The sequence below is a fragment of the Streptomyces luteogriseus genome (genome assembly GCF_014205055.1).
Lineage (GTDB): Bacteria > Actinomycetota > Actinomycetes > Streptomycetales > Streptomycetaceae > Streptomyces > Streptomyces luteogriseus.
The window spans coordinates 1,395,062-1,413,589 of sequence record NZ_JACHMS010000001.1 but is presented as its reverse complement, the minus strand read 5'-3'; the positions used below and the strand labels follow the sequence as shown (position 1 = coordinate 1,413,589).

The following is an 18,528-nucleotide window of genomic DNA, read 5'->3' as shown; positions in this document are numbered from 1 at the left end:
GCCGGTGACTGTCAGTCTCCGGGCATATCCTGATCCCCAGTGGCCGTCGGCTGACGAAGGGGTCCGAAGGTGCCGTCGATGCTCGATGCCGTCGTAGTGGGTGCGGGGCCGAACGGACTGACCGCGGCCGTGGAGCTGGCCCGCAGAGGTTTCTCCGTGGCCGTCTTCGAGGCCCGGAGCACCGTGGGCGGTGGTGCCCGCACCGAGGAGCTCACCCTCCCCGGCTTCCGGCACGACCCGTGCTCCGCGGCTCACCCGCTCGCGATCAACTCCCCGGCGTTCCGCGCCCTGCCGCTCGAGCGGTACGGCCTGGAGTGGCTGCACGCCGAGCTGCCCATGGCGCATCCCTTCCCGGACGGCACGGCGGCCGTCCTGGCCCGGACGGTCGGCGAGACGGCCGCCTCCTTCGGCCCGCGTGACGCCGGCGCCTACCGCAGGCTCATCGAGCCGTTCCTGCCCAAGTGGGACACCCTCGCCCGGGACTTCATGTCCCTGCCGATGACCGCGCTGCCACGCGACCCGGTGACCCTCGCCCGCTTCGGCCTGGCCGGGCTGCCCCCGTCGACGCTGTTGATGCGCCGCTTCCGCGACGCACCGGCCAAGGCCCTGTTCTCCGGGCTCGTCGCCCATGTCATGGCCCCGCTCGGCGGGTTCGCCACCGGCGCGATCGGCCTGGTCTTCGCCCTCGCGGCGCACGCCCGGGGCTGGCCCGTCGCCCGCGGCGGCTCCCAGGCCCTCTCCGACGCCCTCGCCGGCTACCTGCGGGACCTCGGCGGCAGCGTCCACACCGACTACGAGGTCAAGCGCCTCGACGATCTGCCGCCGGCCCGGGCGTACGTCTTCGACACCTCGCCCACCGCCCTGGCCCGCATCGCCGGCTTCGGCAACCACTACGACGGCTACCGCTACGGGCCGGGCGTCTTCAAGGTCGACTACGCGCTGGACGGCCCCGTGCCCTGGACCGCCAAGGAGGCCCGCGCCGCCGGCACGGTGCAGGTCGGCGCGAGCAGCGCGGAGATCGGCGCGGCCCTGCGCGCGGTCTCCCGGGAGGGCCGGGCCCCCGACAAACCGTTCCTGATCACGGTCCAGCCGAGCGTCGTCGACCCCACCCGGGCCCCGGCGGGCAAGCACGTCTTCTGGGCCTACGGGCACGTCCCGCACGGCTGGACCGGCGACCTCACCGACACCATCGAGCGCCAACTGGAGCGTTTCGCCCCGGGGTTCCGCGACCGCGTCCTGGCCCGGGCCACGGCGGGCCCGCCCGAACTCGCCGCCCGCAACGCCAACTACGTCGGCGGGGACATCGCCTCCGGCGCCGCCTCCGGCCTCCAGCTGCTGCTGCGCCCCAGGGCCACCCTGTTCCCCTACAACACCCCGCACCCGGCCGTCTTCATCTGCTCGTCGGCGACCCCGCCGGGCCCCGGAGTGCACGGCATGTCGGGGCACAACGCGGCGAAGGCCGTCTGGAAGCGGCTGAGGCAGACATGACCGCCATCGAACTGGTCCGGGGCGACATCACCCGCGAGAGCGTCGACGCGATCGTCAACGCGGCCAACTCCTCACTGCTGGGCGGGGGAGGGGTCGACGGGGCGATCCACCGCCGCGGCGGACCCGCGATCCTTGAGGACTGCCGCCGGCTCCGCGGCGCGCACCTCGGCAAGGGCCTGCCCACGGGCCGGGCCGTCGCCACCACCGCGGGCGACCTGGACGCCCGCTGGGTCGTCCACACCGTCGGCCCGGTGTACAGCGCGACCGAGGACCGCTCCGGCCTCCTCGCGTCCTGCTACCGCGAGTCGCTCCGCGTCGCCGGCGAGCTCGGCGCCCGCACGGTCGCGTTCCCCGCGATCTCCACCGGCGTCTACGGATGGCCGATGGACGACGGTGCCCGCATCGCCGTCGAGACGGTACGGGCGGCGGACACGACGGTCGAGGAGGTCAGATTCGTCCTCTTCGACGAACGGGCCTACGAGGCGTTCGCGGCGCAGCTGCGCTGAGTCACGGCACGGCAGGGCTCAGACCGGCTCCGGATCGAAGTGCTGCAGCAGGTCCCGGCCGGGCTGGACGACCCCGTAGGTGCTCTCCGGCACGGCGTTCCACACCCCGGGGAGATCGCCCAGCGGCTCCGACACGACCAGCCGTGTCTCGTCGGAGACATGGTTCAGGAACCCCAGGTCGGGGTGGAGGGCCCGCACGTCCTCCACCCGGCTGCTGTAGTACAGCGACCGTGACTTCCCCGCGCTGGAGTAGCGGAAGAACCACACCCGCTCCCCGTCGGTCACCGCGACCGTCATCTGGAGCGGCTGCGGTACCCCGTGCTCGCGGCCGAGGCGCTCGATGAGCCCCGTCATCCGGGCCACCGCACCCGGCGGATCGCCGTCCAGCCCGAAGGTGAGCGCCACGTGGAACATCACCTCCGAGTCCGTCGTGCCCTCCATCGACGGGAACAGCTCCGGCTCCACGGCCAGCATGAGATCCCGGCGGAGTTCGCGGAACCCGTCGATCGCTCCGTTGTGCATCCACATCCACCGCCCGTGACGGAACGGATGGCAGTTCGTCTGCTGCACGGCCGAGCCGGTCGAGGCGCGCACATGCGCGAAGAACAGCGGCGAGCGGACGTGGTCGGCGATCTCCCGCAGGTTGCGGTTGCTCCAGGCCGGTCCGGTGTCGCGGATGACGGCGGGGGTGCGCAGATGCCACGCGTACCAGCCGACGCCGAAGCCGTCGCCGTTGGTGGTCTCGACCCCCATCCTCGCGTGCAGGCTCTGGTCGATCAGCGAGTGCTCCGGGCGGTAGAGGACGTCGTCGAGGATCACGGGAGTGCCCGAGTAGGCGAGCCAGCGGCACATGACCGATACCCCTGTTCCGAGCCGACCCGGCCGGGCCGCGCGGCTCCGTAGGTGGTGTGCGTGGACCCAGCGAACCTCCCTCGCGCCCTGCACGCATCGCCCGCCGCGGGTGGTTACGGACCCGGGCCGGGCGTGCGGGGCTGGGTGAACGCTGTAGACCCGGAGCGGAGTGAGCGCCGCTCGTGGTGGAACGGACGGCAGACAACGGGGCGCGTCTCGTGCCGGCGCCGCGCGCCGCCGGAGTGCCGTCGGCGGGCGGTGGCGGCTGCCCTGCGGAGGCGGCCCGCGTGGAACGGCGGCGGACGCCGACCCGCCTCGCCGGTCCCGGCGACCCGGGCGATCACTCCGTCGCCGTGTGGATCCGGCCCGAGCGGGCCGCCGCGCCCAGCGCCTCGAAATCCCGCTCGTTCTGGTCGGCGTACGCCTGGGCGAACACGGTGAGTGCCCGGTCGAAGCGGTCGCCGCCGCCCAGGTAGGCCGCGATGGCGACGGGATCGCCGGAACGGGCGTGGGCCCGCGCCAGGCTCGCCCCGCACAGCTGTCCGAACAGCCGGAGCAGGCCGGGGTCCATGGTCTCCGGCTGGGCGATGCCCTTCCAGTCCCGCAGCTGGCGTACGTAGAAGTCCCGCTCGTGCCCGTCGAGGCCCACCGCGTGCGTCCAGCCCAGCAGGATGTCGCTGGTCGTCTGGATCAGCCGCTGCCCCGACACCACGCGCCGCCCCTGGTTGTCGTAGCGGTCGCCGCCGCAATGGGCGGCGAGCACCGACTCCTGCGCCTCCTTGGCCTGGAGCAGCAGCGGATCGTCGTCGTCCCGGCCGAGCAGCAGCACGATCCAGCAGCGGGTGCCGACACTGCCGACCCCCACCACCTTGCGGGCGATGTCCACCAGGCGGTAGCGGCGCAGCAGGTGTCGTCGCTCGTACGACAGCGTCCTGGCGTAGCCCTCCAGAACGGCCCGCAGCTCCTTCTCCCGGAAGTGCGCCGAGTCGTCCTCCAGCAGGTCCCGCAGCGGGGTGATCAGCGGCGGGTCCGGCGTGATCCGCCGCCCCACGGCCGTGTCCCGGGTGAGCTTCTCGTAGGCCTGCATGTGGGTGCGGGTCCGGGCCTTCGCCGTGGCCTTCGCGGTGCGGCGCCGGGCCTCCTTGGACATCGACGCGGCCATCAGCTCCCGCACGTGGTCGGCGTCGTCCTGGGCGTACCAGATGTCCAGGGTGCGCATCCCGGCGAAGTCCCGCATCCGCCGCCGGTAGGCCTTCACGCACGTCTCCACCGCGCTGTTCTGCTCCGCCGCCGAGAAGTCGTTGGCGCGGCCCGCGATGGCGAAGCTGGCCGCCAGCCGTTTGACGTCCCACTCGAACGGCCCGGCCAGCGTCTCGTCGAAGTCGTTGATGTCGAAGACCAGATGGCGCTCCGGCGAGGCCAGCAGCCGGAAGTTCAGCAGATGGGCGTCCCCACACAGCTGCACCCGCAGGCCGGTGTCCGAGTGGGCCCCGAGGTCCTCGGCCATGATCGCCGCCGCGCCCCGGTAGAAGCGGAACGGGGACTCGAGCATGCGGCCGTAGCGGATCGGCACCAACTCCGTTACCCGGGTGGCGGACTGGCGCTCCAGCACCTCGACGGGGTCGAACCGGTCGGGCCCGGCCTCGAACCCGGCGTGCGAGGAACGCGGCACCCGCCGCCGGGCGTTCCGGCCCGCGGCGGCCCGCTCGGCCGGTGACATGAAGGTGGTGAAGGGACTCGGTACGGTCATGGTTCAGCGCTCCGGCCGCGAGGGGAAGTCGTCCGAGGGCTCCCGGCCCTGCCGGCGCAGCCCCGTCTGCACCGCGCCGGCGAGGATCCGTGCCGCCACGCCCACCAGCAGCAGCCCGCCCGCCATCTGAATCATCGTCAGCACTCGCCCGGTCTGGGAGCGGGCCGTGATGTCGCCGTAGCCGACGGTGCTGAATGTGGTGAGCGTGAAGTACAGGGAGTCCGTCTTGGTCAACGGCTCGCTGAACGAGCCCGGGGTCGTGTGCTCCAGCAGGAAGTAGGCGCCCGCGAAGAGCAGCAGGAACAGCGCCAGCGTCGTGGCCAGGGCCTCGACGGCCTTCAGCCGGGGGTAGGGCGAGGTCACGATGGCCCGCACCTCCCACCAGAAGACCACGATCACCAGCAGCAGACCACAGGCCAGCAGCACCGAATCGCCGCTCGTGCCGCGCCCGTCCAAGGGCAGCACGTAGTAGACCGTGACGAGCCCGGCCGCGATGAGCGCGGCGCGTACGAGGGCCGTGACCGCCGCCCGTCGGCGACGCCTCGGCCGCCGCCGGTCGGGAACCTCAGCTGGATCGTCCATCGCGTGTCTTCCGGTCTCGGTCCCGCCCCGGTGCCGGAGCGCCCCACAACGCCTGCCCTACCACCTCAGCGTCCGGGCGCCTCGCACGGATCACCCGCCACGGGTGAGGCAGCCCGGCTCCTGCCCCGGGCAGGGTGGTGTCGACGGGGACGACTGCCGGGGGTGCCCCCGGGACGGAGGACTGACATGAGCGCGCAGAACTACCTGGCGTACGACTTTCCGCTGCTGAGCGCCTTCTGGTCGATGCTGTGGTTCTTTCTGTGGATCATGTGGTTCGTCCTGCTCTTCCGGGTGGTCCTCGACATCTTCCGCGACGATTCCCTGAGCGGCGGGGCCAAGGCCGGCTGGCTGGCCTTCTGCGTCCTGCTGCCCTTCCTGGGCGTGTTCGTCTACGTCCTCGCCCGCGGCCGGAACATGGGCCGCCGGGAGACGGACCGGGCCCGCGCCCAGCAGCACGCCTTCGACAGCTACGTCAGGGAGACCGCCCGGGGCGGCGAGGACCGGCCCAGCAGCGTCGACGAGCTCGCCAGGCTGTCCGAGATCCGTACCCGCGGCGACATCACGGACGAGGAGTTCCGCAGGGCGAAGGAACTGGTGCTCAGCGGCTCCGGAGCATCGGCCGCCGGTACCCCCACCTCCGGTCGCTGACCGCGCCGGACGCAGCAGAATCGAGGAGCAGGATGACCGCCACACACCCGACGCACGGGACCTCGAGGACGAGGCACGGAACCGCCGCCGCAGGCCTGATGATCTTCGCGGCCGTGATGCTCATGCTCGCCGGGATTCTCGGCATCATGCGCGGCATCTCGGCGATCGCCGAGGACCAGGTCTTCGTCACGACCCCCAATTACGTCTTCGCCTTCGACACCACCGGCTGGGGCTGGATCCACCTCGCTCTGGGCGTGGTCGCCGTGCTCATCAGCCTAGGGCTGTTCCAGGCCTCCACCTGGGCGCGCGTCCTCGGCGTGGGGATCGCCGGGCTCGTCCTCATCGCCAACTTCCTGTCCCTGCCGTCCTACCCGGTCTGGTCCGTGGTGATGATCGCGATGTCCGCGTTCATCATCTGGGCCCTGTGCACCGTGAAGAAGGGCGACGTCTGAGAGCCCGCCGGCCGTGCCCCGCCCGGAAGGGCTGGGCACGGCCGCGCCGCGCCCTCGGCCCCCGCGCTCAGGCGCGGGTGCGGACCAGCAGCAGGGCGACGTCGTCGTCCGGCTCCGGGCTCAGCGCGCTGAGCAGGCTGTCGCTGGCGCGCTGCAGGCTGGGCCCCGCGTTCCCGAGCAGCCGGGTCAGTGTGTCCAGGCCGGTGTCGATCGGCTCCCCGCGGGTCTCGACCAGCCCGTCCGTGTAGAGGGCGAGCAGGGAGCCCGGGGCGAGTTCCACCTCCACCGTGCCGAAGTCCACGCCGCCGACCCCGAGCGGGACCCCGCCCGGCACGTCGACGAGCTCGGCACGGCCGTCCGCCCCGGCGAGCACCGGCGGCAGATGCCCGGCGCTGGACAGTTCGCAGGTGCCGCGCCGCAGATCGCACACCGCGTACACGCATGTGGCGATCGCGTCACCGAGGGAGCCAGCGATGTCGTCGAGGTGCCGCAGCAGCTCGGCGGGCGGCAGGTCCAGCCGGGCCAGCGCCCGCGTCGCCGTGCTCAGCTGCCCCATGATCGCCGCGGCCTGGACGCCCTTGCCCATGACGTCCCCGACGACCAGCCCGGTGCGCCCCGGGCCCAGCGGCAGCACGTCGTACCAGTCGCCGCCGACCTCGCTGAGGGCCGGGCGGTAGCGGGCGGCGATGTCCAGCCCCTCCCGCTCGGCGGGCGTGCTCGGCAGCAGGCTGCGCTGGAGGGTGAGGGCGGTGCCGCGCTCGCGGCCGTAGAGGCGGGCGTTGTCTATGCAGATCGCGGCGCGGGCGGCGAGTTCCGAGGCGAGCGCCTGGTCCCGGTCGTCGAAGGGGCGCTCGTTGACCGTGCGGTACAGCGAGAGCGTGCCGAGCACCTTGCCCCGGGCCACCAGCGGCAGCGCCAGGTAGGAGTGGGCGCCGGCCTCGTGCAGGGCCAGGGCGGCCCGTGAGTCCCGGGCCAGACGCCGCAGCATCGTGCCGTCCACGCGCTCGACCAGGACCGGGCGGGCGCTGCGCACACACTGGGTGATGATCCGCGAGGAGCCGTACGTGGCCAGCTCGCCCACCGGGTCGGCGGCGTGGATGGCGTCGGTGGGGTAGCCGGCCGCCACGGCCAGCGCCCGGAACTCGGCCGGGGCGCCGCCCGAGACGGGCGTGATGGTGCCGCGGGCCACGACCGACTCCAGGACGTCCACGGCGGCCAGGTCCGCGAGGTGCGGCACGACCACGTCGGCCAGCTCCCGGGCGGTCTGCTGGAGGTCCAGCGTGGTGCCGATCTTCATCCCCGCGTCGGCGATCACCGACAGGTGCTGGCGCGCCTGCGCGACCTCGGCCGCGGCCTGCTGGCGCTCGGTGACGTCCAGGACCGCCATCGCGAGGCCGAGTACCCGGCCGTCGATGTCCTCGATGCGGTGGTAGGACTCCGAGTAGGCGCGCTCCCGCGGGTCCGCCGCCGTACGGCCGACGGTCTGCTGGTCGATCAGGGGCCTGCCGGTCTCCAGGACGTGCCGCATCCGGGCCTCGATGGCCTCCACGTCCAGGCCGGGCAGCACCTCCCCGACCCGTCGCCCCAGCACGGCCTCCTCGGGCACCCCGTTGATCCGCTCCAGCGCCGGGTTGACCCCGACCCAGCGCAGGTCGTTGTCGAAGACGGCGATGCCGAGCGGGGTCTGGTTGACGAGACTGTGCGAGAGGGCGAGGTCGCGCTCCACCTGCCGTACGGTCGTCGCGTCCGTGGCGAGTCCCAGCAGGTGGGGCTGTCCCTCGGGGTCGAGGAGGCGCATCGTGCGGAACTCCACGGCGCGTTCCGTGCCGTCGCGGTGCCGCAGCGGGAAGACACCGGCCCAGCGGGCGCCCGTGCTGACCTGGGCGAACAGCTCCCTGCCCCGGGGCCGGTTCTCGGGGGAGACCAGAAGGGTGTCGGCGCGCTGGCGCAGGGCCTCCGCCGCGGTCCAGCCGAGCAGCTGCTCGATCTCGGGACTCCACAGCGCGATGTGCCCGCCGGAGTCCAGGACCACGGCCGCGACCTTCAGCAGATCCAGCAGCCCGCCCGGCGCGGCCGTGACGGCGTCGCGGTCCGGGGTCGCATACCCGTTCATGCGAGCCGCTCCTTCCGGCGCGGCAAAAGGTACCGCCATGATCTGTTGCGCGGGATGTCCGATGAGGTCACATTACGGTCGGAGGAGCGACACTGTCGCGCCGAAATGACAAAAAACAGCGGGTCGCCGCCCGCGGTGGGAGGGAGTGGCGTCATGGAGGACTGGTTCTTACGGGAGAGCCTGGTCACCGTGTCGGGGACCGTGCGCTGGGACCGGTTCGGCGAGCCGGGCGGCGAGCCGGTCGTGCTGCTGCACGGGACGCCCTTCTCCTCGTACGTGTGGCACGAGATCGCCCCCGCCCTCGCCGCGGTCGGGTACCACGTGCACGTCTGGGACATGGCGGGGTACGGCACCTCCGGCATGCACCCCGGCCAGGACGTCTCACTGGGCGCCCAGGGCCGGATCCTCACCGAGCTGCTCGCGCACTGGGGGCTTCGGGAGCCGTCCGTGATCGCGCACGACTTCGGCGGCTGCGTGGCACTGCGGGCCCACCTCTTGCACGGGGCCCGCTACCGGCGGCTCGCCCTGGTCGACCCGGTGGCCCTGCGGCCCTGGGGCTCCCCCTTCTTCCGACTGGTCGGGGAGCACAGTCGGGTCTTCGAACAGCTCCCGGCGGCGCTCCACGAGGCACTGGTCCGCGAGTACGTCTCCTCCGCCAGCCATCTCGGCCTGCGCCCCGCCCCGCTCGAAGCGCTCGTGCGGCCCTGGACGGGGGAGGAGGGCCAGGCCGCCTTCTACCGGCAGATCGCGCAGGCCGACCAGCGCTACACCGACGAGATCCAGCCGCTGTATCCGTCGATCGACCTGCCCGTCACGGTCTGCTGGGGCACCGAGGACACCTGGATCCCGTTCGTCAGGGGGCAGGAACTGGCCGCCCTGATCCCGGGGGCGCGGCTGGTGTCCGTCCCGGGAGCGGGCCATCTCGTCCCGTTGGACGCCCCCGCCCGGCTCACGAGTGAGCTGCTCGCCTTCCTCATGGCCTGAACCATCAGGAACGCACAAAGTCCGACGGGATCATTGCTTCGATTGTGTGCGGGTCCTAGGGTGTGCCTGCTCAGCAGTTGCTCCCTCACCGTCAGTTGCCACGCGACTCAACAGAAACACCCATCTCCGGTGGGCAGTTGAGGATCGCATCTGACGTGCCCTCAGTCCGTGCAGCACCGCACCTGTCGAACCGAGGAAGGCCACGTTCATGCCGCACCCCCCACACCCGTCCCCCGCCGACCGGCCCGTCGTCAGCCGCCGTCGTCTGCTGGAGGGGGGTGCCGCCGTACTCGGCGCGCTCGCCCTCTCGGCGTCGCCCACCGCGTCGCACGCGGCCGTCCGGAGCCCGGCGGCCGACAAGGCCCCGGAGTGGAACGACGGCCTCAGCGTCTACCGGGTCGGCACCGAGCCGCCGCACACCACCCTCATGCCTTACGCGGACCTCGGACAGGCCCTGAAGGGCGACCGCGAGCGCTCGCCGTACCGGCTGAGCCTCGACGGCACCTGGAAGTTCGCCTACGTGGACCGCCCCGACGACCGGGACCAGGACTTCTACGGCACCGACGTCGACGACTCCGGCTGGGACACCATCCCCGTGCCCTCGGCCTGGCAGATGCACGGCTACGACGTCCCGATCTACGTCAACATCACCTACCCCTGGTGGGGGCCCAACGGCGGTGGTGAGGACGCCCAGCCGCCGGCCGCCCCGACCCGCTACAACCCCGTCGGGCAGTACCGCCGCACCTTCACCGTGCCCCGCACCTGGTCCGGCCGCCGCACCTTCCTGCACTTCGAGGGCGTCAAGTCCGCCCACTACGTGTGGATCAACGGCGAACTGGCGGGCTACCACGAGGACTCCTACACCTCCGCCGAGTACGACATCACGCCCCATCTCAAGCCCGGCACCAACCAGATCGCCGTCGAGGTGTACCGCTACTCCGACGCGGAGTGGCTGGAGGACCAGGACATGATCCGGCTGAGCGGCATCTTCCGCTCGGTCCACCTCTACTCCACGCCCAGCGTGCACCTGCGCGACTTCCGCCTGGACACCCCGCTCGGCGACGGCTACACCACCGCCGAACTCAAGGTCACCGCGCACGTCCGCGACTACGGCGGCAAGGGCGCCGGCCGCTACACCGTCGAGACCCAGCTGTACGACGCGCGCGGCCACGCCGTCTGGTCGCGGCCCCTGAACCGGCCCGCCGACGTCCCCGCCGGCGACGAGGTCACCGTCGAGGCGTCCAGAGCCGTGCCCTCGCCGAAGCTGTGGTCGGCCGAGCACCCGAACCTCTACACCGCCGTGCTCCGCCTGCGCGACCCGGCCGGCAAGGTGGTCGAGACCCTCTCGCACCGGGTCGGCTTCCGCGAGTTCGCGCTCAAGGACGGCCTGATGCGCATCAACGGCAAACCGGTCTCCCTCCGCGGCACCAACCGGCACGAGATGCACCCCGTCACCGGCTCGGCGCTCACCCGCGCGCAGATGGTCGAGGACATCGGGATCATCAAGCGGCTCAACATCAACAGCGTTCGCACCTCGCACTACCCCAACAACCCCCTGTGGCTGGAACTGGCCGACGAGTACGGCCTGTACCTCGTCGACGAGACCAACCTCGAGACCCACGGCATCCGCGACAAGTTCCCCGGCAGCGGCCACCCGGAGTGGACCGAGGCGTGCGTGGTCCGCGCCCAGAACATGGTCCACCGCGACAAGAACCACGCCTCGGTGGTCATCTGGTCGCTGGGCAACGAGGCGGGCGGCGGCACCACCTTCAACGCCATGCACGACTGGATCCGCTCCTACGACTCCACCCGCGTCATCCAGTACGAGGGCGATGACCGCCCGGGCATCAGCGACATCCGCTCCGAGATGTACGACAGCCCGCAACGGGTCGAGCAGCGCGCCAAGGACACCGGCGACACCCGGCCGTACGTGATGATCGAGTACTCCCATGCGATGGGGAACTCCAGCGGCAACTTCAAGAAGTACTGGGACATCGTCCGCCGCTACGACGTCCTCCAGGGCGGCTGGATCTGGGACTTCGTCGACCAGGCCCTGGCCTGGCCCACGCCCACGCGCAAGCTGCTCACGGAGACCGGGCCCGGCGGGCTCCGCGGTGAGGTCATCAACCCCAGCGGCACCTTCGACCGGGCCGAGGGCGTCTCCGGCGGCACCGTCTTCCCCCGCGACACCGGCCTCGACCTCACCGGTTCCCTCACGCTGGAGGCCTGGGTCACCCCGCACGTGACCGGTTTCCACCAGCCGATCCTCGCCAAGGGCGACACCCAGTACGCCCTCAAGCAGACGGACAGGAACCTGGAGTTCTTCATCCACGGCGGCGGCCAGTGGGTCACCGCGAGCTGGGCGCTGCCCGACGGCTGGACCGGCAGGGAGCACCACATCGCCGGCGTCTTCGACGCGGACGCCGGCACGCTCACCCTGTACGTCGACGGCCAGGTGCGCGGTACCAGGACGACCACCCGGCGCCCCGCGAACAACACCGCGTCCCTGTCGCTCGCCACCGATGTCGACAACCCGACCCGGGAGTTCAGCGGCACCGTCCGCCAAGCCCGCGTGTACGCCCGCGCGCTCAGCGCCGCCGAACTGGCCTCGGACACCCGCAAGCCGGGCGACGAGGGCGTGCGCTTCTGGTTCGACGCCGCAACCGCCGGCTTCACCGAGAAGCGTCCGCGCGACAAGACGTTCCACGCCTACGGCGGCGACTGGGGCGACAACCCCAACGACGGCGCCTTCGCCGGGGACGGCATCGTCCTGCCCGACCGCACCCTCACCGGAAAGTCCGCCGAGGTCAAGCAGATCTACCAGGCCGTCAACGCCACCCCGGCCTCGGGCGGCCCCGGCGCCGTCACCCTCACCAACGAGTACCTGTTCACCAACCTCCGCGAGTTCAACGGCCGTTGGGCCCTCGTCGCCGACGGCGAGGTCGTCCAGCGCGGCCGGCTGACCCGCGACCAGCTGAACGTCGCCCCGCTCGGCAGCAAGGACATCAAGGTCCCGGTGCGGCTCCCGGCGAAGCCCGAGCCCGGTACGGAGTACTTCCTCCAGCTCTCCTTCACCACCAAGGAAGCCACCCCGTGGGCCAAGGCCGGCTTCGAGGTGGCCAAGCAGCAACTCGCACTCGACGCGGGCAGTCCGGCCGTGAAACCGGCGCCACTGCGCGGCGTGCCCGCCCTGCGCCACACCGACGGGGACAAGACCGTCACCGTGAAGGGCAAGGGCTTCTCCGTCACCGTCGACAAGGGCACCGGGACCATCACGTCCTACGAGGCGGGCGGCACCCGTCTCCTCACCTCGGGCCCCGTCCCCAACTTCTGGCGGGCGCCCACCGACAACGACCGCGGCAACGGCCAGCACACCCGCAACCAGGTGTGGCGCGACGCCGGAGCGAAGCGGAAGGTTGCCGACGTACGGGTACGGCCCCTGGACGACCGGGCCGTCGAGATCACCGTCACCGGCACGCTGCCCACCGGCACGGAGTCCACGTACAGCAGCACGTACACGGTCTTCGGCAACGGCGAGATCAGGGTCGACAACACCCTGCACCCGGGCGCGGCCAACCTGCCGTACATCCCGGAGGTCGGCACCCTGCTGTTCCTGCCGCGGAACCTGGACCGGCTGCACTACTACGGCCGGGGTCCCGAGGAGAACATGTGGGACCGCAACGACGCCACCGACGTGGGTCTGTACTCCGGCACCGTCTCCGAGCAGTGGACCCCCTACCTGCGCCCCCAGGAGAACGGCAACAAGACCGACGTCCGGTGGGCCGCGCTGACCGACGGCAGGGGGCGCGGACTGCTGGTGAGCGGTGAGCCGCTGCTGGAGGTCAACGCCTCGCACTTCACTCCCGAGGACCTGTCCGTGGGAGCCCGCCACGACTACCAGCTCACCCCCCGGGACGCGGTGGTCCTGCGGCTCAACCACCGCCAGATGGGCGTCGGCGGCGACGACAGCTGGGGCGCGCACACGCACGCCGAGTTCAAGCTGCTCGCCGACCGCGACTATGCGTACACCTACCGGCTGCGTCCGCTGGCACGGGTGAGCGAGGCGATGGAGGCCTCACGCCGGCCGACCGCCACCGCATAGCACCAGCGGTCCGTCAGCGGCGCCGCCTCAGTCGGCGGCGTCGCTGATGCCCAGACGCAGATGCTCCACGTGATACACGGCCTGGTCGAGCAGCTCGGCGACATGGTGGTCGTGCAGTGCGTAGACCACCGAACGGCCCCGACGCTCGCCCACGACCAGGCCCAGATTGCGCAGCAGCCGCAGCTGGTGCGAACACGCCGATTGCTCCATGCCCACCTCGGCGGCCAACTCCGTGGCCGGCAGCGGGCCTTCGCGCAGCCGCGCCAGGATCAGCAGCCGGGAGGGCGTGGAGAGGGCCTGGAGCGTGGTGGCGACCTTCGCGACGTTGTCCGCGTCCAGGCGTACTCGCTCGGCGGCATCCTGCACGGGGGTGACGGCTCCATGACCCATGACGTCATCGTACCGGCCCCGTGCGAACACATGAATGAATCTTCATCTAACCGGGTCCGGTGGCGGTGGCGCCGGCACGTCGATGTCGGATTCTCGCCAGCCCGCACCGCCCCGGTGCCGGATGCTGGACCCATGCAGATGGGGATGCACACCGACACCGAGCGCTGCGTACGCGCCGTCCGGTCCAAGGACGCCCGCTTCGACGGCTGGTTCTTCACGGCCGTCCTGACCACCGGCATCTACTGCCGTCCCAGCTGCCCGGTGGTGCCGCCCAAGCCGGAGAACATGGTCTTCCACCCCAGCGCGGCCGCCTGTCAGCAGGCCGGGTTCCGGGCGTGCAAGCGCTGCCGGCCCGACACCAGCCCCGGCTCCCCGGAGTGGAACCAGCGCGCCGACCTCGTGGCCCGCGCCATGCGGCTGATCGCCGACGGCGTCGTGGACCGCGAGGGCGTGCCCGGCCTGGCCGGCCGGCTCGGCTACAGCACCCGGCAGGTCGAGCGCCAGCTCCTCGCCGAGCTGGGCGCGGGCCCTCTCGCGCTCGCCCGCGCCCAGCGCGCCCAGACGGCCCGGCTGCTCATCGAGACGACCGCCCTGCCCATGGCGCAGATCGCCTTCGCCGCCGGCTTCGCCTCGATCCGCACCTTCAACGACACGGTCCGCGAGGTCTTCGCCCTGCCCCCGAGCGAGCTGCGCGCCCGCGCCCCCAGACGGCAGGGCGCGAGCACCCCCGGGGCGCTCTCGCTGCGGCTGCCGTTCCGCGCCCCGCTCAACCCCGACAATCTCTTCGGCCACCTGGCCGCGACGGCCGTACCCGGCGTGGAGGAGTGGCGCGACGGCGCCTACCGCCGCACCCTGCGCCTCCCGTACGGCCACGGCATCGTGGCACTCACCCCGAACCCGGACCACATCGCCTGTCGCCTCACCCTCAGCGACCTGCGCGACCTGACCGTCGCCATCAGCCGCTGCCGCCGCCTGCTCGACCTGGACGCCGACCCCGTCGCCATCGACGACCAGCTCCGCACGGACCCCGTCCTCGAGCCGCTGGTCGACAAGGCACCCGGCCGGCGCGTGCCGCGCACGGTCGACGAGAGCGAGTTCGCCGTCCGGGCCGTGCTCGGGCAGCAGGTCTCCACGGCCGCCGCCCGCACCCACGCGGCCCGCCTGGTCACCGCGCACGGCCAGGCGGTCGAGGATCCCGAGGGCGGCCTCACCCACCTCTTCCCGGCCCCCGAGGCCCTCGCGGCGCTGGACCCCGAGTCGCTGGCGATGCCCCGCACCCGCCGCACCACCTTCACCACCCTGGTCCGCCGGCTCGCCGACGGCGAGCTGCGTCTCGGCGTGGAGAGCGACTGGCCGCAGACCCGCGCCCAGCTCCTCGCCCTGCCCGGTTTCGGCCCCTGGACGGTGGACGTCATCGCCATGCGCGCCCTGGGCGACCCCGACGCCTTCCTCCCCACCGACCTCGGCATCCGCCGCGCCGCCCGGGAACTGGGCCTGCCGTCCACCCCCGCCGCGCTCACCGTACGCGCCACGCCCTGGCGCCCCTGGCGGGCCTACGCCGTCCAGTACCTCTGGGCGACCGACAGCCACCCGATCAACTTCCTTCCGGTATAGGGACGTCCGATGAAGCAGCACACCGTGACCGACAGCCCGTACGGCCCGCTCACCCTCGTCGCCGAGGAGGGCGTGTTGTGCGGCCTCTACATGACCGACCAGCGCCACCGCCCGCAGCAGGAGACCTTCGGCACCCGCGACGACACCCTCTTCGCGGAGGCGGAGGAGCAGCTGAAGGCCTACTTCGCGGGCGAGCTCAAGGAGTTCACCGTCGAACTGAGCCTGGCCGGCACCCCGTTCCAGCGCGCCGTCTGGGACGAACTGCGCCGTATCCCCTACGGCGAGACCCGCACCTACGGGCAACTCGCCGACATCCTCGGCACCCCCACCGCCTCCCGCGCGGTCGGCCTCGCCAACGGCCGCAACCCCATCGGCATCATCGTCCCCTGCCACCGCGTGATCGGCGCGAACGGCGGCCTGACCGGGTACGGCGGCGGACTGGAGCGCAAACAGCGCCTGCTGGACTTCGAACGCGGTGCCGCCCTGTTCTAGGGGGTCCCCCCGAGCCCGCGCAGCAACTCCGGCAGCGCCGTGCCGATGGGATCGCGGACGATCTCGTCGGCACGGTCGTCGTAGGGGGTCGGCTCGGCGTTGACGATGACCAGACGGGCGCCGTGGTCGGCGGCGACACCGGCGAGACCGGCGGCGGGCTGCACCTGAAGGCTCGTGCCGACGGCGACGAAGACCTGGCAGGCCTTGCTGATGGCGGCCGCCTCGCCGAGGACGACGGGGTCGAGCCGCTCACCGAACATCACCGTCGCGGGCTTCAGGATCCCGCCGCACTCCCGGCACGGCGGATCGTCCTCACCGGCGTCCACCCGGGCGAGCGCGTCCGCCATGGGACCGCGGGCGTGGCAGCCGGTGCAGACGACACCGCGGGCCGACCCGTGCAGCTCGAGCACCTTGCGGGCGGGCATCCCGGCGAGCTGGTGCAGCCCGTCCACGTTCTGCGTGATCACCCGCACCGGCACCCCGGACCGCTCCAGCTCCGCCACCGCCCGGTGCGCGGCGTTGGGCTCGGCCCGCAGCGCCCCCGTCTCACGCCGCATCAGCCAGGAGCGACGGCGGATCTCGGCATCGCCCATGTAGTACTCGTAGGTGACGAGCTTCTCTGCCTCGGGATCCCGCCGCCACAGTCCGTTGGGCCCGCGGTAGTCCGGGATGCCGGAATCCGTGCTGATGCCGGCACCGGTGAGCAGGGCGACGAGCGGTGTGGTCATGCCGCCGACAGTAGGACGGGCCGCGGGGCGGCGGCGAGCGGATTTCGAACGGCACACCGAGGGGTGCGCGGCCGGCCCCGTCAGAACACCCGCCGGCCGTTCTCCAGCTCCGCCGTGCCCGACCCGTCCGCCAGCACGTCCAGTGCGGCCAGGACACGGCCGCCGAGGGACCCCCGCAGATACTCGGGCAGCTCCTCGCGCGGGACCAGGCGCCAGGACAGCAGCTCCTCCTCCTGGAGGCGGATCGCCTTGAACTCGTCCTCGCTCAGCACCCCGCCGTCGTACAGGTACGCCACCAGCGGCGGGCGGCCCGTGCCGAGCACCCAGTCCACCGCCAGCAGCCGGCCGAGCTCCCGGTCCAGGCCGATCTCCTCGGCCGTCTCGCGCCGTGCGCCCTGCCGCGGGGTCTCGCCGTCGTCGGACTCGACGGTGCCGCCGGGCAGCACCCAGCCCTCCCGGTAGTTGGGCTCGACGAGCAGCACACGGCCCTCGCCGTCCCGGAACAGCGCGGCGGCGCCGGCCAGGATGCGGGGCAGGGAGGCGATGTAGGCGGCGTAGTCAGGCGAGGTGGTCATCCGTGCAGGGTAACCACCGGATCGCCGCCTCATACCCCGGGTGATCAGGCCGCGGGCTCCGCCAGCCGCAGCGTCCGTTCCGCCAGCTCGCTGATCCGCACCCCGTCGAAGCCGAACACCGCGCTGCGGACCGTGTCCTCCAGCGGCGTCTTCCACTGGTCGGGAATGGCGGCCGCCCCGCCGAACACGCCTGCCACCGAACCCGCGGTCGCGCCGTTGGAGTCGGTGTCCAGGCCGCCGCGTACGGTCAGGGTGATGGTGCGGGTGAAGTCGCCGTCGCCGTGGAGCAGACCGGCGGTGAGGACGGCCGCGTTCGGGACGGTGTGGATCCAGCCCATGCCGCCGGTCTCCTCGGCGACCGTGGTGAGCGTGTCCTCCCAGGACAGCCGGGCGTCGTGCAGGGAGACCACCCGTCGCACCGTGCGGGCCAGGCGGCTGCTCGCCGGGATCACGGCCAGGGCCTCGTCGACGGCGTGCCGCACGGTGGGCGCCGTGAACGCCGCAGCGATCAGCGCCGCCGCCCACATCGCCCCGTAGACCCCGTTTCCGGTGTGCGACAGCACCGCGTCCCGGCGGGCCAGCGAGGCGGCCCGGCGCGGGGCACCCGGGCAGGTCCAGCCGTAGACGTCCGCGCGGATGAGGGCGCCGATCCACTCCTGGTACGGGTTGTCGTACGTCGCCGTCAGCGGCGGCTTCAGCCCGTTCGCGAGGTTGCGGTACGCCGCCCGCTCGGCGGTGAACGTCTGCAGATATGGCAGCCGCAGCAGCCACAGGTCGCCGACCTGCTCCGTGCTGAAGCCGAAGCCGTGGGTCTCCAGCAGGTCGAGACCGAGGATCGCGTAGTCGACGTCGTCGTCACGGCAGCTGCCGTGGATGCGGCCGCGCACGCACTGGCGCCACTCGGGGCGCAGCTCGAACCCGTCGTGCTCGCTGATCGGCTCGGGCAGGTAGTCGGTGAGCGGCAAGGCCGCGGCCTGCCTCAGGTAGCGGTCGATGCGGTCGCGGGTCCACACCTCGCCCTGTTCGACCGGCTTGCCGAGCATGTTGCCGGCGACGCGGCCGGTCCAGCCGCCGAGGATGCGGTCGGCCAGGTCTGTGTCGGTGTGCGCAGGGGCCATGGTTACGGTCTACCCGCATCGGCGGCCGCGGGCGCGTCGTCCGCGGGTTGGGCAGATGCTGACGGCCGGGGCGTCCTCCGGTTAAGGTCGCAGCGGCGCGACTGGCCTTGACATGCGTGAGGGCCCGGAGAGCA

16 protein-coding genes are annotated in these 18,528 nt (G+C 72.3%); 8 read left to right on the top strand and 8 right to left on the bottom strand.

What is annotated here, in order from left to right:
• Window positions 1-78: 78 nt before the first annotated feature.
• Both BJ965_RS06485 and BJ965_RS06480 read left to right on the top strand, forming a co-directional pair.
• Window positions 79-1,488 (top strand): phytoene desaturase family protein, encoded by a 1,410-nt coding sequence (locus BJ965_RS06485; RefSeq protein WP_184907788.1) that lies wholly within the window; start codon window positions 79-81, stop codon window positions 1,486-1,488.
• Window positions 1,485-1,994 (top strand): O-acetyl-ADP-ribose deacetylase, encoded by a 510-nt coding sequence (locus BJ965_RS06480; RefSeq protein WP_184907787.1) that lies wholly within the window; start codon window positions 1,485-1,487, stop codon window positions 1,992-1,994. The genes BJ965_RS06485 and BJ965_RS06480 overlap by 4 nt, the downstream gene beginning before the upstream one ends.
• An 18-nt stretch (window positions 1,995-2,012) precedes the next feature.
• Here the strand turns inward: BJ965_RS06480 and BJ965_RS06475 are convergent, their stop codons facing one another.
• The 3 genes from BJ965_RS06475 to BJ965_RS06465 form a co-directional block, all read right to left on the bottom strand.
• A complete protein-coding gene (locus BJ965_RS06475) occupies window positions 2,013-2,846 on the bottom strand; it encodes a class II glutamine amidotransferase (protein WP_184907786.1) in 834 nt (277 codons plus the stop codon).
• Between the two features lie 340 nt (window positions 2,847-3,186).
• Window positions 3,187-4,596 carry a DUF2252 domain-containing protein gene (locus BJ965_RS06470; protein ID WP_184907785.1) on the bottom strand — a complete coding sequence of 470 codons (1,410 nt, stop codon included), beginning with the start codon at window positions 4,594-4,596 and terminating at the stop codon, window positions 3,187-3,189.
• Window positions 4,597-4,599: 3 nt separating this feature from the next.
• Window positions 4,600-5,178, bottom strand: coding sequence for a potassium channel family protein (locus tag BJ965_RS06465; protein ID WP_184907784.1), 579 nt, complete (start codon window positions 5,176-5,178; stop codon window positions 4,600-4,602).
• 186 nt (window positions 5,179-5,364) lie between these two features.
• Here BJ965_RS06465 and BJ965_RS06460 point away from each other — a divergent pair, with 186 nt between their 5' ends.
• Window positions 5,365-5,826, top strand: coding sequence for an SHOCT domain-containing protein (locus BJ965_RS06460; RefSeq protein ID WP_184907783.1), 462 nt, complete (start codon window positions 5,365-5,367; stop codon window positions 5,824-5,826).
• Window positions 5,827-5,858: 32 nt separating this feature from the next.
• The gene (locus BJ965_RS06455; RefSeq protein ID WP_031104396.1) at window positions 5,859-6,278 is read left to right on the top strand and encodes a DUF7144 family membrane protein; all 420 of its coding nucleotides are present in this window, start codon (window positions 5,859-5,861) and stop codon (window positions 6,276-6,278) included.
• Between the two features lie 67 nt (window positions 6,279-6,345).
• On the opposite strand, the gene BJ965_RS06450 is transcribed toward BJ965_RS06455, so the two are convergent.
• Complete coding sequence (locus BJ965_RS06450) at window positions 6,346-8,391, bottom strand: SpoIIE family protein phosphatase (protein WP_184907782.1); 2,046 nt, start codon at window positions 8,389-8,391, stop codon at window positions 6,346-6,348.
• Between the two features lie 153 nt (window positions 8,392-8,544).
• Between BJ965_RS06450 and BJ965_RS06445 the strand changes: the two genes are divergently transcribed.
• A complete protein-coding gene (locus tag BJ965_RS06445; RefSeq protein ID WP_184907781.1) occupies window positions 8,545-9,375 on the top strand; it encodes an alpha/beta fold hydrolase in 831 nt (276 codons plus the stop codon).
• 208 nt (window positions 9,376-9,583) lie between these two features.
• On the top strand, window positions 9,584-13,477 hold the full coding sequence (locus tag BJ965_RS06440; protein ID WP_184907780.1) for a glycoside hydrolase family 2 TIM barrel-domain containing protein: 3,894 nt from the start codon (window positions 9,584-9,586) through the stop codon (window positions 13,475-13,477).
• Window positions 13,478-13,504: 27 nt separating this feature from the next.
• On the opposite strand, the gene BJ965_RS06435 is transcribed toward BJ965_RS06440, so the two are convergent.
• Window positions 13,505-13,867 carry an ArsR/SmtB family transcription factor gene (locus BJ965_RS06435; RefSeq protein ID WP_030843939.1) on the bottom strand — a complete coding sequence of 121 codons (363 nt, stop codon included), beginning with the start codon at window positions 13,865-13,867 and terminating at the stop codon, window positions 13,505-13,507.
• Window positions 13,868-14,011: 144 nt separating this feature from the next.
• Here BJ965_RS06435 and BJ965_RS06430 point away from each other — a divergent pair, with 144 nt between their 5' ends.
• Both BJ965_RS06430 and BJ965_RS06425 read left to right on the top strand, forming a co-directional pair.
• Window positions 14,012-15,481, top strand: coding sequence for an AlkA N-terminal domain-containing protein (locus BJ965_RS06430; protein ID WP_184916848.1), 1,470 nt, complete (start codon window positions 14,012-14,014; stop codon window positions 15,479-15,481).
• Between the two features lie 9 nt (window positions 15,482-15,490).
• Window positions 15,491-15,973 (top strand): methylated-DNA--[protein]-cysteine S-methyltransferase, encoded by a 483-nt coding sequence (locus BJ965_RS06425; RefSeq protein WP_030843934.1) that lies wholly within the window; start codon window positions 15,491-15,493, stop codon window positions 15,971-15,973.
• Here the strand turns inward: BJ965_RS06425 and BJ965_RS06420 are convergent.
• The 3 genes from BJ965_RS06420 to BJ965_RS06410 form a co-directional block, all read right to left on the bottom strand.
• Window positions 15,970-16,701, bottom strand: a complete 732-nt coding sequence (locus tag BJ965_RS06420) for an SIR2 family NAD-dependent protein deacylase (protein WP_184907779.1) — start codon at window positions 16,699-16,701, stop codon at window positions 15,970-15,972. The two genes, BJ965_RS06425 and BJ965_RS06420, sit on opposite strands and share 4 nt — an antisense overlap.
• A gap of 80 nt (window positions 16,702-16,781) precedes the next feature.
• Window positions 16,782-17,276 carry an NUDIX domain-containing protein gene (locus BJ965_RS06415; RefSeq protein WP_184907778.1) on the bottom strand — a complete coding sequence of 165 codons (495 nt, stop codon included), beginning with the start codon at window positions 17,274-17,276 and terminating at the stop codon, window positions 16,782-16,784.
• Window positions 17,277-17,320: 44 nt separating this feature from the next.
• Window positions 17,321-18,394 carry an ADP-ribosylglycohydrolase family protein gene (locus BJ965_RS06410; protein ID WP_184907777.1) on the bottom strand — a complete coding sequence of 358 codons (1,074 nt, stop codon included), beginning with the start codon at window positions 18,392-18,394 and terminating at the stop codon, window positions 17,321-17,323.
• Between the last annotated feature and the right edge of the window lie 134 nt (window positions 18,395-18,528).